12 protein-coding genes and 1 pseudogene are annotated in these 15097 nt (G+C 68.5%); 11 read left to right on the top strand and 2 right to left on the bottom strand.

Features of this window, described 5'->3' with window-relative positions; genetic code table 11:
* Nucleotides 1–153: 153 nt before the first annotated feature.
* The 10 genes and pseudogenes from G9E11_RS19170 (at nt 154) to G9E11_RS19125 (ending at nt 11121) form a co-directional block, all read left to right on the top strand.
* Nucleotides 154–939 (top strand): IclR family transcriptional regulator domain-containing protein, encoded by a 786-nt coding sequence (locus tag G9E11_RS19170; protein ID WP_190608776.1) that lies wholly within the window; start codon nt 154–156, stop codon nt 937–939.
* On the top strand, nt 939–1736 hold the full coding sequence (locus G9E11_RS19165) for an IclR family transcriptional regulator (RefSeq protein ID WP_190608774.1): 798 nt from the start codon (nt 939–941) through the stop codon (nt 1734–1736). Before G9E11_RS19170 ends, G9E11_RS19165 begins: the two co-directional genes overlap by 1 nt.
* 175 nt (nt 1737–1911) lie before the next feature.
* Nucleotides 1912–3282, top strand: coding sequence for an MFS transporter (locus G9E11_RS19160; protein WP_190608772.1), 1371 nt, complete (start codon nt 1912–1914; stop codon nt 3280–3282).
* Between the two features lie 102 nt (nt 3283–3384).
* On the top strand, nt 3385–4542 hold the full coding sequence (locus tag G9E11_RS19155) for a Gfo/Idh/MocA family protein (protein WP_190608769.1): 1158 nt from the start codon (nt 3385–3387) through the stop codon (nt 4540–4542).
* Between the two features lie 2 nt (nt 4543–4544).
* On the top strand, nt 4545–6674 hold the full coding sequence (locus tag G9E11_RS19150) for an FAD-dependent oxidoreductase (RefSeq protein WP_190608767.1): 2130 nt from the start codon (nt 4545–4547) through the stop codon (nt 6672–6674).
* A complete protein-coding gene (locus G9E11_RS19145; RefSeq protein WP_190608765.1) occupies nt 6671–7519 on the top strand; it encodes a sugar phosphate isomerase/epimerase family protein in 849 nt (282 codons plus the stop codon). The genes G9E11_RS19150 and G9E11_RS19145 overlap by 4 nt, the downstream gene beginning before the upstream one ends.
* Nucleotides 7516–8355, top strand: coding sequence for an aldo/keto reductase (locus tag G9E11_RS19140; RefSeq protein WP_190608762.1), 840 nt, complete (start codon nt 7516–7518; stop codon nt 8353–8355). Before G9E11_RS19145 ends, G9E11_RS19140 begins: the two co-directional genes overlap by 4 nt.
* A gap of 20 nt (nt 8356–8375) precedes the next feature.
* The gene (locus tag G9E11_RS19135; protein WP_190608760.1) at nt 8376–10199 is read left to right on the top strand and encodes an FAD-dependent oxidoreductase; all 1824 of its coding nucleotides are present in this window, start codon (nt 8376–8378) and stop codon (nt 10197–10199) included.
* A gap of 62 nt (nt 10200–10261) precedes the next feature.
* Nucleotides 10262–10594, top strand: coding sequence for an ArsR/SmtB family transcription factor (locus G9E11_RS19130; protein ID WP_190608759.1), 333 nt, complete (start codon nt 10262–10264; stop codon nt 10592–10594).
* A gap of 30 nt (nt 10595–10624) precedes the next feature.
* Nucleotides 10625–11121: pseudogene (locus G9E11_RS19125) on the top strand (SRPBCC family protein).
* A gap of 91 nt (nt 11122–11212) precedes the next feature.
* On the opposite strand, the gene G9E11_RS19120 reads toward G9E11_RS19125, so the two are convergent.
* Both G9E11_RS19120 and G9E11_RS19115 read right to left on the bottom strand, forming a co-directional pair.
* Nucleotides 11213–11395 carry a hypothetical protein gene (locus G9E11_RS19120; protein ID WP_111905501.1) on the bottom strand — a complete coding sequence of 61 codons (183 nt, stop codon included), beginning with the start codon at nt 11393–11395 and terminating at the stop codon, nt 11213–11215.
* 271 nt (nt 11396–11666) lie between these two features.
* On the bottom strand, nt 11667–12284 hold the full coding sequence (locus tag G9E11_RS19115; protein WP_284691200.1) for a GntR family transcriptional regulator: 618 nt from the start codon (nt 12282–12284) through the stop codon (nt 11667–11669).
* Between the two features lie 130 nt (nt 12285–12414).
* Between G9E11_RS19115 and acnA the strand changes: the two genes are divergently transcribed.
* The gene (gene acnA, locus G9E11_RS19110; RefSeq protein ID WP_190608756.1) at nt 12415–15063 is read left to right on the top strand and encodes an aconitate hydratase AcnA; all 2649 of its coding nucleotides are present in this window, start codon (nt 12415–12417) and stop codon (nt 15061–15063) included.
* Nucleotides 15064–15097 lie beyond the last annotated feature (34 nt).

The raw sequence follows: 15097 nt of genomic DNA, 5'->3' as shown, positions 1-15097 counted from the left end.
TATCGCGAACAAGCGTACGATATGCGACTAGAAAAAGGATAGCGCAGAGTGAACTGACTCACAATCCGTTGTTTGTCCCCTGCGCCCTGCCGGATACCGGCCCGTATTCTTGGTAGGTCAGGAACAGCGCGCAGCTTGAGGTGCAGGGAGCTCATGGACGAACAGCCGGCCTACTTCGTGAAATCGGTCGAGAAGGCGTTCGACGTGCTGCGGGCCTTCACCCCGAACAAGCCCCGGCTGACCGTGTCCCAGGTGGCCGCGGCCGCCGACACCACCAGGGCTTCCGCCCGCCGGTTCCTCCTGACCCTGGCAGACCTCGGCTACCTGCGGGCGGACGGGGCGCATTTCGAACTGACGGCCCGTTCGCTGGAGATCGGCCGGTCCTTCCTGGCCAACCTCGAGCTGCCCGCCATCGCGGACCGGCACCTGAAATCCCTCGCTGCGGAGCTGAACGAAACCACGTCCCTCTGCATTCTCGACGGCGCCGACGTCGTGTATGTCGCCTGCGTGCCCTCGCCCCGGCTCCTCAGCGTGACCATCACCGTGGGAACCAGGTTCCCGGCGTGGGCGACCTCCATGGGGCGTGTGCTGCTCGGGGCGCTGGCTGAGACGGAGCTCCAGTCCTTCTTCGACACCGTAAGGCTGCAAAAACTGACCGAGCACTCCGTTGGCAGCCCCGAGCAGCTGCGGGCGGAGATTGACCGCGCCAGGTCCAGGGGGTGGGCCATGGTGTCGCAGGAACTGGAGGAGGGGCTGCGCGGGGTGGCGGTGCCGGTGTGCCGCGGCCATGACGTGGTGGCGGCCGTCAACGTTTCCCTGCAGACGCACCGGTCGTCTGCCGAGGACATCGAAAAGTCCGTGGTGCCGCGCCTGCAGGAGGCTGCCCGGCAGATCGGCCTGGACTATGGCGGGGACGCGTCCGGGCTGCGGCGGGCCTGATGGCCAACTCGCCCTCCGGCGAATCCGTCATCCAGCGCGTGGTGAAAATCCTCGACGCCTTTTCGAAGGGCCGGCCGCGGATGTCGTTGAGCGAACTGGTCCGGGCCACGGGCATGTCCAGCAGCACCGCGCACCGGCTGGCCAATGACCTTGTGGACAGCGGGCTGCTGAACCGCAGCGAGGCCGGTGACTACGGCGTTGGCATGAAGATGTGGGAGCTGGCGTCCCGCAGCAACCCGCTGGAGGAATTCCGACGCCGGGGCCTTCCGTTCCTCGAAGGAGTCCACGCCGCCGTCCGGGAACAGGTCTCACTCTCCATTCCCGACGTCGGTTCCGGCACCGTGCTGTATCTGGAGCAGCTGGACCGGCATGGCACCGCCACCAATCTTGCCGCCGTGGCCGGCCGGCTCCTGATCCACAACACCTCGTCCGGGATGGCCATGATGGCGCACATGCCGCGCGACGTGCAGGAGCGGTTCCTGGCCGGGCCGCTGGAGAAGACCACAGCCACCACGGAGACCGACGCGGCGCGGCTGCGCGCCCAGCTCGCCCTGGCCCGGGAACGCGGCTACGTCCGCATGGCCGGCGTCCTGGTGCAGGAAAACACCGCCTATGCCGTCCCCGTCTTTGGTGAGGGCAACAGCGTGATCGGCGCGATCGCCGTCGTGATTCCGACGGCGGACGAGGACCCCAAGGTGGTTCTTCCCGTCCTGGTGGCCGCAGGGCGCGGCCTGTCCCGGACCATGGGCGCAGAGCGCCGCCCCTACGGCACGAGGCCCTGGCTCCAAGGGTCCTGAGCCGGGGCTTTGTTCCCCAGTCGGCTTCCCGTTGAACGGGAAGTTTCCCCGTGCCGCCTCTCCCTGCTCCTAGTGTTTTTCCCCAGAGCGACAGCCACCCGGACAGGGTGCACGCCCAACTCTTCGGCCCCGCCAGCAGGTGGCGGCCGCCCTGGAAACTCAACGAGGAGAACCTATGGGACACGTCCAGCCCCCCACCCCCGTCGCGGAGGCCGCCGTCCTCGAACGCGCGGAAAGCCTTCCGGCGAAGACCCCAAAGAAGGCCGCACTGGCTTCCTTCCTTGGCTCCACGCTGGAGTACTACGACTTCTTCATCTACGGCACCGCAGCAGCGCTGGTGTTCCCCAAGATCTTCTTCCCCGGCGGAGACCCGGTGGTTGCCCTGCTCGGTGCGATGGCCACGTTCGGCGTCGGCTATCTGGCGCGGCCGCTGGGCGGCGTCATCATGAGCCACTTCGGGGACAAGATCGGCCGCAAGCAGGCGCTGATGATCACGCTGGTGATCATGGGGGTTGCCTCCATCGGCATCGGCTTCCTGCCCACCTATGACCAGATCGGCTACTGGGCCACGGCGCTGCTGCTGGCAGGCCGGCTGGCGCAGGGATTCTCCGCCGGCGCCGAGGCCGCGGGCGCGTCCACACTGACCATGGAACACTCCCCGGAGGGACGCCGCGGCTTCTTCACCAGCTTCGTGATGACCGGCTACGCGTCCGGCATGGTGCTCTCCACGGTGGTGTTCATCCCGCTCGCCGCCCTCCCCGAGGAACAGCTGCTGGGCTGGGGCTGGCGCATCCCGTTCTGGCTGTCCGCCGTGGTGCTGCTGGTCGCCTACTGGATCCGCACCCGGCTGGACGAGCCACCCGTCTTCGAAGAGACCGTGGAAACGAAGAAGCCCAAGGGCATTCCGGCGGCCGAGGTGCTGAAAACGCAGTGGCGCGACGTCCTGCGCGTGGCCCTCGTGATGCTGTTCTCCGTCATGCAGACCACCTTCACCGTCTATGCCCTGGCCTACGCCACCGGCAAGGGCATCGGCCTGGACCGGACCCTCATGCTTACGGTCAACGCGCTCACCATCGGCCTGTCCATGTTCACCATCCCGCTGGCCGGAATCATCTCCGACCGGTTCGGCCGCAAGAAGGTGCTCCTGGTGGGCTCCCTCGGCTGCGCCGTCACCTCGTTCGGCTACTTCTGGGCCATCAGCGAGCACAACATCGCCATGATCTTCGTCTTCGGGTTCCTGAACATGTCCGTCTTCTACTCCTGCTGGAACGGTGTCTGGACGGTCTTCTTCCCCGAGATGTTCCCGGCGCCGGTCCGCTACTCCGGAATGGCCATCGGCAGCCAGGTGGGCCTGATCCTCACCGGCTTCGCACCGGCCATCGCCACCGTCCTGGCCCAGCCGGGACCCGGCGGCTGGATCCCGGTGGCAGTCTTCACGGTGGCCTGCCTGGCGGTCTCCGCGATCGCCATCGCCACGGCCCGCGAAACCCACAAAACCCCGCTCGAGGAGCTTGGCCTGCCTCGGGAACACCGAACGTCCGCCTGAGACCCGTCCGTCTGAGACCCTGCTGCCTGCCACCCGTCCCCGCCACTCACCCGCCCGCCACTCACCAGCGGCCCCGACCACACAGAAAAGAAAGTTGGAACCATGACCCCGCCAGCAACCGCCCCCCGCACGTACCGAGCCGGAATCGTGGGCTGCGGCGCCATCTCCCGCAACCACCTCGAGGCCTTCGGCGCCCTGGACAATGTGCAGGTAGTCGGGGTGTGCGACATCGACCCGGACCGGGCACGCGCCACCGCCCGGAACTGGGACGTGCCGAACGCGGTGAACACCGTGGACGAGCTCCTGGCGCTGGGCGTGGACATCGTTTCGGTCTGCACGCCACACCCGACCCATGAGGAGGTGGTGCTCAAGGCAGCGGCGGCCGGCGTGCATGTGCTGTGCGAAAAGCCGATTGCCACCCGGCTGGACTCGGCCGAGCGGATGGTCGCGGCGTGCCAGGAGGCCGGCGTGCAGTTCGGGGCGCTGTTCCAGCGCCGCTTCTGGCCTGCAGCCCAGAAGATCCGGAATGCGATCGACGACGGAACGCTGGGCCGGCCGCTCATGGCCCAGTGCTCCGTGATGCTGCACCGCGCGCCGGAATACTACAACCGGGACGCGTGGCGCGGCACCTGGGAGAACGACGGCGGCGGCGTGCTCATGACGCAGGCCATCCACCAGATCGACCTGCTGCAGTGGTATCTCGGCGACGTGGCGGAGGTCTACGGGAAGGTCAACACGTACCGGCACGGTAACTACATCGAGGTGGAGGACTCGGCCACGGCGGTCATCACCTTCACCTCCGGAGCCATGGCAACCCTGGAGGCGTCGACGGCGGTGTCCCCCAACCTGGGCATCCAGCTGCGGATCACGGGCGAAACGGGTGCCTCGGCATCGCTCACGGAGTTCCCCGAGGGCAGCGACGGCCGGCTGGACCTGTGGGCCGTGGGGGAGAAGATCACCGTGGAACCCGTCCATCCCGAGGGCGTCGAACCGAATATTGACCTCTCCACCATCAACGGCCAGCTGATTCCGCACCACACCAGCCAGGTCCGCGATTTCGTGCAGGCCCTGGACGCCGGCACGGAGCCCGCCATCACCGGCAAGGACGCCCTGAAATCGCTGCGCATCCTGCTGGCGGTCTACGAATCCGCGCGGACCGGGCGCCCCGTCCGCTTCGCTGATGTTGAGGCTCCGAGCCGCGTCCAGGTTCCGGCCGAGGTTTCAGCCGGAACCCGTGTTCCTGCGGAAGCGGCAGGCTAGCCATGACGGAGCACGAAACCCGCCACGCCGCCCGCCCGCTCACCCTCGGCCGGAACGGCCGCACGCCGCGGACCCTCCGCAACCGGCTCGCCTCCGCTCCGATGGAACGCAACTACGGCACCACGGACGGGCACATCACCGAGCAGTACATCGACTACCTCGTCACCCGTGCCCGGGCAGGCCTCGGACTGGTCACCACCGAAGCCACATACGTCCGGGCAGACGGCAAGGGCCGCACCCACCAGCTCGGCCTGCACACGGACGCGATGATTCCCGGCCTGCGCCGGCTCACCGATGCGCTGCACGCCGAAGGTACGCTGGCCGCCGTCGAACTTAACCACGGCGGCCGGACCGCGCAGACGGCGGTGTCCGGGCACCAGAACGTGGCGCCGTCGCCGGTGCCGTGCGCGGTGGCCGGCGGGGAGATTCCGCGGGAACTGACGGCCGGAGAATGCCACGACCTCGTGCAGTCGTACGCCGCGGCCGCCCACCGGGCCGTGGCAGCGGGTTTCGACGTGATCAACATCCACGGCGCCCACGGCTACCTGATCCACCAATTCATGTCCCCCATCTCCAACCACCGCACGGATGAGTTCGCCGCGCCGGAGCACTTCCTGAACCTGGTCATCGACGCCGTCCGCGGGGCCGCGCCGGACGCGATTGTCGGGGTACGGGTGTCCGTCGTCGAGGGCCCGGCGGACGGCATCAGCGCAGAACGCCAGGTGGCCATCATGGCCAAGGCACACCTGGACCAGCTTGACTTCCTCGACCTGTCCGCCGGCAGCTACGACGCCGGAGAATGGATCGTGCAGCCCGGCGAGTGGAAGCCCGGCCTGCTCCGCGACTACGCCGCGGCGTACCGGCAGTTCGGCCTTCCGCTGGGCATGGCCGGACGGCTGAACTCGCCGGCCGTCATCGAGGAGGTCCTCGCCGGCGGTGCCTGTGATTTCGTCAGCCTGGCCCGCGCCATCCACGCTGACCCCGCCTTTGTGGGCGGCGTGCTCCGCGGCGAGGCTTACCGTCCCTGCATCGCCTGCAACGTCTGCATCGACACCCTCGGCCAGGGGCAGGTCACGTGCACCGTCAACCCCGCGGTCGGGCGCTCGCGGGTCCCCGTTCCGACGCCGGCCGTCCGGCCCGGCACCCGGGTGGCCGTCGTGGGCGCCGGACCCGCGGGCCTTACCGCCGCCCGGGAACTGGCCCAGGCAGGTGCACAGGTGACCGTGTTCGACGACGGCGCCCGGCTGGGCGGGCAGCTCGCCCTCGCAGAACGGATGAAGTCGACGCCGGATTTCCACCGGTTCACCGACTGGTCCGCAAAGGAGAATGACAGGTTAGGCATTGACGTCCGCCTGGCCGCGCGGGTGGATCCCCGGGATGTGGGTGCACTGGTCCAGGAAACCGGGGCCGACGCCGTCGTCCTCGCCACCGGCGGGACCCGGCCAGGGGCAGACTTCCTTGGCGCAGACCTGCCCGGCGTGACGGACGTCCGGGACTGGCTCGCCGCCCACCCCGGGGTGCTCGGCTCCGATAGTCCGGCCGGGGGCGACGTCCCGGAAGCCGTGACCATCTGGGGTGCGGACTCCGTGGCGATGAGCCTGGCCGACACCCTCGCGGACCGCGGCGCCGCCGTGCTGCTGGTGGGGCCGCAGGAGGTCCTCGCGCCGGAATCCGGGCGGCGGGCAAAGATCCTTGCCGTTCCGCGGCTCGAACAGAATCCGCGGGTCCGGATCCGGCTGGGTGCCACGATCGAGGAATACGACGGCGGCCGCATCCGGATTGCCGGCACGTTCCCGGACGGGGCCGGAGACGGGTCCGGCCCGGAATGGCTGGACGCTCCGGGCCCGCTGCTGGTCTCCCGCTCGGTGCTGCCGCTGGACGGCTCCGTTCCCGCGGCGGACCACGAGGCCGACCTGACCCGGACGGCCGGTGTGCCGGTGGCATTGGCCGGAACCGTGGTGGACCGGACCCCCGCCATCGCCTCCAACGCAGTGAAGAGCGGCTACGACGCAGCGCAGCGCATCGCCGCTGCGCTTGGCGCCGAGCCGGCGGCTCTCGCCATCGAGCCCGCAGCGCCAGCCGCGGAGCCCGCCCGTCCCGTAGAACTCAGCATGAACGGAGCAGCATCATGAGCGCACCGCGCCGCCCGCTGGGCCTGGCCCAGCTGTCCCTCCTTAACACCGCCCCGCCGCAGCTGGTGGCCATCGCCGCCGAAGCCCGTTTCGACTTCATCGGCGCCCGCGTCCGGCCGGTCACACCCACTGAGCGGCCCTATGACCTGCAGCCCGGGTCGCCGATGTTGAGGGAGACCCTGGCCCGGATGGCCGACACCGGCGTCGCGGTCCGCGACATCGAGTTCCTGCTGCTGGACGGCACTGACCAGCGCGATGCCTGGCTTGCCATGCTGGAGGCCGGGCAGGCCCTCGGCGCGGCATCCCTGACGGTGGCCGCGTCCGACCCCGACACCGGACGCCTTGCCGACACACTGGCCCGCATGACCGAGGACGGCCGCAGCTACGGCGTCGTCCCCACCTTAGAGCCCATCTCCTACCAGGCGGTGAACTCCATTCCCGCCGCGGTGGCTCTGGCCCGGTCCTCGGGCTGCAACGTCGTGCTGGACGCGCTCCATCTGAACCGCTTCGGGGCGGTCCCGGGGTCCGCGCAGTGGCAGGACCTCGAGGCGAACCTCGACCTGGTGCCGCTGCTGCAGCTGTGCGACGGGCCGGCACAGCGTCCGGCCGACCGCGCGGCGCTGGTGGCGGAGTCGCGCTCGGAACGCGGTGTTCCGGGCGAGGGCGGGTTTGACCTTGCCGCCATGGTCAACGTCTTTCCCGCTGATCGTGCCGTGAGCGTCGAGGTGCCGTCGGACAGCACGGTGGCCCGCCTGGGAGAGCTGGGCTGGGCACGGAAGCTCAAGGAGGCGGCCGACACGGTGCTGCAGGCGGCGGGCCACCTCCAGAAAGCAGGAACCCAGTGAGCCAAAAAACAGAGGAAAGCACGACGGCGGAACTGGCACCCGGCGTCGTAATTCCCCTCATCGGGCTGGGCACCTGGCCGATGACCGGCGAGGAGGCGGCCGATGCCGTGGCCCGGGCGATCGGCAACGGGTACCGGCATATCGATACGGCGGAAAATTACTGCAACGAGGAGGCCGTGGGGGAGGGGATCCGCCGCAGCGGCATTGCCCGCGGGGAGCTGTTCCTCACCACCAAATTCAATAAGCAGTGGCACGGCAGGACGGGCGTGCGCGAGGCCTTCGGCGCGGCAATCCGCCGGCTCGGCACCGAGTACCTGGACCTCTTCCTGATTCACTGGCCGAACCCTGCCCACGGCCGGTTTGTCGAGGCAGCCGAGGGGCTCACCCGGCTGGCCGAGGAGGGGCTGATCAGGTGCTGGGGTGTTTCCAACTTCAAGCCCGCCCATCTGCGGGAACTGCAGGCGGCCGGCCTGGAAGTCCCGGTCAACCAGGTGCAGATCGATCCCGAACACCGGCAGCAGGACCAGCTGGCCTTCCACCGTGAGCACGGCATCGCGACTGCCGCCTACAGCCCGCTGGGCCGCAACGGGGGTTTCCTCTCGGCCCCTGCCGTCACAGGTCCCGCCGCGGAATACGGCAAGACGCCGGCGCAGGTGGTGCTCCGCTGGCAGGTCCAGTCCGGCCGGGTGGCCATCCCCAAGTCCGCCGACGACCGGCGGCAGCGCGAAAACCTTGATGTCTTCGGCTTTGCCCTCACCGAGGCGGAAATGGCCGGCATTGATGCCCTGGACACGGGCGCGCCGCCGCGGCTGGACTCAGACGAATTCGGACACTGAAAGAACAACTGGAGCAAGAGATGACTTTCCCTACTGATGCAACAACCCCCTCCGCTGCCGGAGTCAACCTGCGCACGCTGAACTGCGACGTCCTGGTGGTGGGCTCCGGCGCGGGCGGCCTGGCCGCAGCCGTGACGGCCGCCTACCACGGGCTGAAGGTTGTGGTGGTGGAAAAGGCGGACGTCTGCGGCGGTGCCACGGCCTGGTCCGGCGGCTGGGCCTGGGCGCCCGGCAACCCGCTGGCCCGGGCCGCAGGCGTCACCGAGGACAAAGAGACGTTCCGAACCTACCTGCGCGGAGTCCTGGGGGCCGACTACCAGGCGGACAGGGTGGACGCGTTCCTGGAGGCCGTGCCCCACATGGTGGGCTTCTTCCATGAGAAGACGTCGCTGCAGTTCGTCCCGGGTGCCAGGATCAACGACGTCTATGGCGGGCTTCCCGGTGCCGGGACCGGGCACCGCTCGGTTGGGCCCAAGCCCATGAATGCCCGGCGGATCCGTCCGGAGCTGCGCGCCAAATTACGGCACCAGCTGTATGAAACCTCGTTCCTGGGCATGGGCATCATGGCCGGACCGGACCTGACCAAATTCCTCTCGGCGTCCCGGGGCAATCCGCGCGGACTCCTCCATGCAGGCTGGCGATTCGGCCTGCATCTCCTGGATCTGCTGACGCACCGGCGCAACATGCAGCTGGTCAACGGGACGGCAATGACCGGCCGGCTGCTGCAGTCCGCAGACCGCTTCGGCGTCGACATCCGCGTCTCCACGCCGGCCCGCCGGCTGCTGACCGACGCGGCGGGCAAGGTGACCGGCGCCGTCGTCGGCACTCCCCAAGGGGAACTGCACATCAACGCCGCACGCGGAGTGGTCCTGGCGGCCGGCGGCTTCCCGCAGGACGTGCAGCGCCGGAAGGAACTGTTCCCGCACACCCCAACCGGCCGCGAACACTGGACGCTGGCGCCTGCGGAGGCCAGCGGCGACGGCATCAGCCTGGGCCAGTCGGTGGGCGCCCGTTTCAGGACCGACGTGAAATCCGCTGCCGCGTGGTGCCCGGTGTCGCTGGTGCCGTACCGCAGCGGCCGGACCGGCACGTTCCCGCACATCATGGACCGTGCCAAGCCCGGCAGCATCGGCGTCCTGCGCAGCGGGAAGCGGTTCGTCAACGAGGCCAACGGCTATTACGACTACGTGGCGGCAATGCTGGCGGCCACGCCGGCGGGGGAACAGGCGGAGGCCTGGCAGATCGCCGATTCCCGCTTTGTGCGGCGCTTCCCGCTGGGCATGGCCAAACCGCTGCCCGTGCCGCTCCTCCCCTACCTGCGATCGGGCTATCTGAAGAAGGGCCGCACGCTCGAGGAGCTCGCGGCCCGGTGCGGCATCGATCCCGCCGGACTCAAGGAGACGGTGGAGCGGTTCAACCGCCATGCCGCGGCTGGCGTCGATCCGGACTTCGGCCGCGGCTCCACGCCCTTCAACCGCTACGGCGGTGACGCGGCCGCGAAGCCGAACCCGTCGCTCGGCCCCCTCGAGAAGGGCCCGTTCTACGCCGTGCGCGTGGTGCCCGGAAGCTTCGGCACGTTCGCCGGGCTGGATGTGGACGGCCGCTCCCGCGCCCTGGACGACGGCGGCCGGCCCATCCCCGGGCTGTACGTCGCCGGCAATGACCAGGCCAGCGTGATGGGCGGTCACTATCCGGCCGGCGGCATCAACCTCGGCCCGGCGCTGGCGTTCGGTTACGTTGCAGGCCGCGACCTGGCCGGCGCCGTGGCGTACGAGGACGACGGGACGGTGCCCACGGACGGGAGTGCGCCCGCGGAGTCCGGCGCCGGGGTGGGGGCCGCATGAGCAGCGGGCCGTCATATCCTGCCCATTGACACCCACGCCAAGCGGCCATATCCTACAACCAAATGGTTGTAGATCAGCTTAGCGATGCCGAACTCGACCGCCTCTTCCAGGCGTTCGCGGACACCACCCGGCGGGACATCATGCGCCGGGTGGCGGTGGGCGAGTATTCGGTGAGCGGCCTGGCGGCCCTCTACGCCATGAGCTTTGCCGCCGTCCAGAAGCACGTGGCGGTGTTGGAGCGCGCCTCTCTGGTCACCAAGGAGAAGCGCGGAAGGGAGCAGATCGTGCGGGGCAACCATGACGGCCTGGAGAAAGCCCGCCGGCTGCTTGATGAGTATGAGGCGATCTGGCGGCAGCGCGTCGCCCGGATCGCAGACATCCTGGCTGAAGAGTAGGACTGGCTGAAATATAGGAAGGGTCCGGCAATGACGGTTATCAGTTCCACCAAGAATCCAGAGGCGCTCAGCCTCACCCTCGTGGCAGAGTTCGACGCCGACGTGAAGCGCGTCTGGCAGATTTGGGAAGACCCGCGGCAGCTCGAGCGCTGGTGGGGCCCGCCCACCTATCCGGCCACGTTCAGCCAGTACGAGTTCACGCCCGGCGGCGAGGCGTCCTACTTCATGACCGGCCCCGAGGGTGAGAAGCCCCGCGGCTGGTGGCGCATCACCGACATCCAGGCGCCGAACCGGCTCGAGTTCGACGACGGGTTCGCGACGACAACGGCGCGCCGGTGGAAGCCATGGGCGCCGCGCATGCCACCGTCACGCTGGAGGACATCGGCGGCCGCACCCGGATGACCATCCAGTCCGTCTTCGAGTCCGAAGAGCAAATGAACCAGATGATGGAGATGGGCATGGAGGAGGGCATGAAGGAGGCCGCGGGCCAGATCGACTCCCTCCTGGCCGAGCCCGCCCGCGCCTGACGGGCTGCCCGTTTTACCCAGTCAAAACGCAAGAGGACGACGGCGGGAATGTCCCGCCGTCGTCCTCTTACGTTTTTGTCCGGGGTGCTGCCTAGAGGGCAGCGGTGTTCAGGCTGAGCGTGAAGGTGTTCGGACCGCTGAGGGTGACTGCAACGTCACTCTTCTTTGCGTTGGCCCGGCTCGAAAAATCGTGCACCAGCGTCTCCAGTGTGTGGTTCACTGCAGAACGGTCCCAGATCTTGATCGTCATTGATTCGGCGGTCTCAAAGGTCATTTTCAGTGCTTTCGTGTCTGGGCATGGCGCCAATGCGATGCCGCGGAACAGGGCAGCCCAGGAACGCTCGGAGGCCTCAGGCAGCTCGACGAGCTCACCGGTTTGGCCTCATTGCGTCCACCAGGATTTTGTTGTGTTTGAACTTCTGAACCATTTGCAGAAAAGCGTGTTCCTTCGTGGTTCCATTCCATGATGCACAGGCGCGGGAGGGCTTTTCAAACCATTTGGCCCGAAACGGCGGGTGAGGTTTGCCACATACAGGGTTACAGTGCTACCCCTCGGTGAGGACGGCGATGGCGCGGCGGCCCAGGCTCCCGGCCACGTGGCGCTGCATGATTTCGCGGGCCCGGACGGCGTCGCCGGACACCACGGCGTCGGCGATTTGGATGTGCTCCTCGCGGACGCGCTTGCGGTCCTTCTCGGAGGCCTTCTGGTTCTGCAGGCCGATTTGGCGGTACCGGTCGGCCTTGTCCCACAGCCCCTCGAGGATCCCGATGAGCAGGGGGTTGTGCGAGGCCCTGTAGACGGCGCGGTGGAACTCGCGGTGCGCCGTCATGGCGTCCAGGTCCGCCGCGTCGTGCAGCGGCGTCAGCTGCTTCAGCGCCGCCTGGATGTCGTCGATGTCGGCAGGTGTCCGGCTCTCAGCCGCCAGCCCGGCAGCCAGCGGGTCAAGGTTCTCGCGGAGGACGTACAGGTCGCGGGCCTCATCCGCGGTGAGGGAGGCGACCCGGGCATCCCGGTGCGACTCCAACTGGACCATTCCCTCAGCGGCCAGCCGCCGCAATGCCTCACGCAGGGGAGTGGTGCTGACGCCGATCTCGTGGGCGAGCTGCGCCTGGCTGAGCACGGAACCGTGGCCGATCTCCCCGGTCAGGATCCGGCGTCGCAGTTCCTCGTAGGCGTAGGCGCTCTTGGTCAGCGCTACGGGCTGGTGTGCGACCGCTAGCCCCCTCCGGTTTGGCGTTGCTGTTATAGGTTATAACCTATAACAGCTAGCTGCTCCTTGAGAAAGCAGGACCATGAGTATCCTCACCGCCGAAGGCTCAAGCCCCTGCATCACCAGCCTCTCCGTCAATGGCGAGGTACTGCGGGCCGTGGACATCGAGGGTGCCTTCGGCGCCGGGTTTTCCCGGTTACCGGTGGTCCTGCGGCTGCTGGCGGAGAACGTGCAGCGGAACATGGCCGACCAGGAACGCGAGGAGGCCATGGACGCCCTGCGAAAGTGGCTGGCCACGGGCACCAGCACCGCCGAAATCGAGTTCCTGCCCAGCCGGGTGCTGATGCATGACACCACCAGCACACCAGCACTGGTTGATATCGCGGCCATGCGGGACACGCTCGCCGAGTCCGGTGCCGACCCCAGGGCTCTGAACCCGCTGCTGCGCGTGGACGTGTCCATCGACCACTCCCTGGCGGTGGAGGAGTACGGGCATGCCGACGCAGCCACCCGGAACATCAGGCACGAGATCCGCAGAAACCGGGAGCGGTACCAGTTCCTGAAGTGGGCCTCGAAGGCCATGAACGGCGTGCACATTAATCCGCCCGGCACCGGCATCATGCACACGATCAACCTTGAGCAGCTGGCCACCGTGGTGACCACCATCGAGAAGGACGGCGTCCGGTGGGCGCTGCCGGACATGATGGTGGGCACGGACAGCCACACGACGATGATCAACGGACTCGGCGTCCTCGGCTGGGGCGTCGGCGGGCTGGAAGCGCAGACGGTGATGTTCGGGATGCCTGCCACGCTGCGCATCCCCGACGTCCTCGGTGTCCGCCTGACCGGCAAACTGGGGCCCGGAACCCTCGCCACCGACCTCGCGCTGACCGTCACCCAGCGGCTGCGCGAGGTTGGTGTCACGGGGGAGTTCGTTGAGTTCTTCGGCCCCGGCGTCTCCACGCTGACGGTGGGCGAGCGTGCCGTCGTCGCCAACATGGCGCCCGAATACGGCGCCACCACCGGCTACTTTCCCATCGACGGGCACGTCCTCGACTACCTCGCCGGCACTGGCCGGAGCGCTGAACAGACGCGGCTGGTCGAGGCGTACGCCAAGCAGGCCGGGCTCTGGTTCGACCCGGAAGCAGCGCCGGTTTACACGAGAGTCGTCGACGTCGACCTGTCCGCCGTTGCGATGCACGCGGCCGGACCGCGCCGTCCCCAGGACCTTCTGCCCTACGGCGGCATCCGCAAGGCGCTGGAAAAGGAGGCCGGCCCGGCCCATGACCGCGCTGGAACTGCGCCGACCGGCGACGGCGGCCTGCCGGACTTTCCGGTGGCCCTGGCCGCCATCACCAGCTGCACCAACACCTCGGATCCCCGGCTGCTCATCGCCGCCGGACTGCTCGCCCGCAACGCCCGCCAGCGCGGGCTAACCGTGCCGGACTGGGTCAAGACCTCGTTGGCGCCGGGGTCACCGGCGGCCGCCAGCTACCTCAAGCGTGCCGGGCTCATTGACGATCTCGCCTATGTCGGTTTCGACATCGTCGGGTTCGGCTGCACCACCTGCATTGGCAACCCGGGTCCGCTGACGCCGGTGATCGCCAGGGCCCAGGCCGACGGCGTGAGCGAACCGGTGGCGATTTTGTCCGGCAACCGCAATTTCCCCGGCCGGGTGCACCCCGACGTCGAACTTAGCTTCATCTTGTCGCCGCCGCTGGTGGTGGCCTTCGCGATCGCCGGCGACGCGAAGCGCGACCTCAGCAAGGAGCCCGTCCAGCTTGCCGAGGACGGCACACCCGTCTTCCTCGAGGACCTGTGGCCTTCCCGGGAAGAGATCGACGCCTTCGTGGCCAAGGCCAACTGCCCCGCCGACTTCCGCCGGGACTTCGCCATCGCCAGCCGCGACCCGCAATGGAAGCGGGTGGAAGCGCCGGACGGGGCAAAGTACCCGTGGGACGAGGGATCCACGATCCTCCGCCGCCCTCCGTTCGCCGCCCTGACCGAGGGCAGCCTGCTCGGGAAGTTCACCGCGCATCCGCTCCTGGTGCTCGGCGATGACATCACCACTGACCACATCTCCCCCGCGAGCGCTATCCCGCCGGCCAGCAGCGTTGCCGACTTCCTGGTGGACAGGGGAGAGGACCGCGCCGACCTCAACGTCTTCGCCTCCCGCCGCGGAAACTGGGAGGTCATGGTCCGGGGTGCCTTCCACAACAAGTCCGTCAGGAACCTCCTGCACCCAGAGGCGCCGGTGGCACACACCGTCCACGCGCCGTCGAAAGAGACCCTGCCCATCTGGGACGCCGCGCAGCGGTACCGGGAGGCAGGCGACTCGGTGATCATGGTGGCCGGCGAGCGGTACGGCATGGGATCGTCCCGGGACTGGGCGGCAAAGGCCCAGCGGCTGCTCGGTGTCCGGGCGGTGATCGCCGCCAGCTTCGAGCGGATCCACCGCTCCAACCTGATCGGCATGGGCATCCTCCCGCTCGTCATGCCGGCGGACATAAGGGAGAAACTCCTCAGCCTCGCACCGGGCGATCGGATTGCGCTGGACGCACCCGAGGAGCTCATCCATCCCCGCGCCGGGATCGCGGCAAAGATCGTCCGCATCGACGGCGCGGAGGAACCGTTCATGGCCACCGCCGCCGTGGAGACGGGTCTGGAATGCCAACTCCTCGCCGTCGGCGGCGTCATCCCCATGATCCTGCGCAGGACGCTAACAGCCTGAGCCGAAAAGCAAGAGGACGACGGCGGGAGGTACC

It is taken from the genome of Arthrobacter ipis, assembly GCF_014694315.1.
GTDB lineage: Bacteria > Actinomycetota > Actinomycetes > Actinomycetales > Micrococcaceae > Arthrobacter > Arthrobacter ipis.
This window is presented reverse-complemented; position numbering and strand designations above follow the sequence as displayed.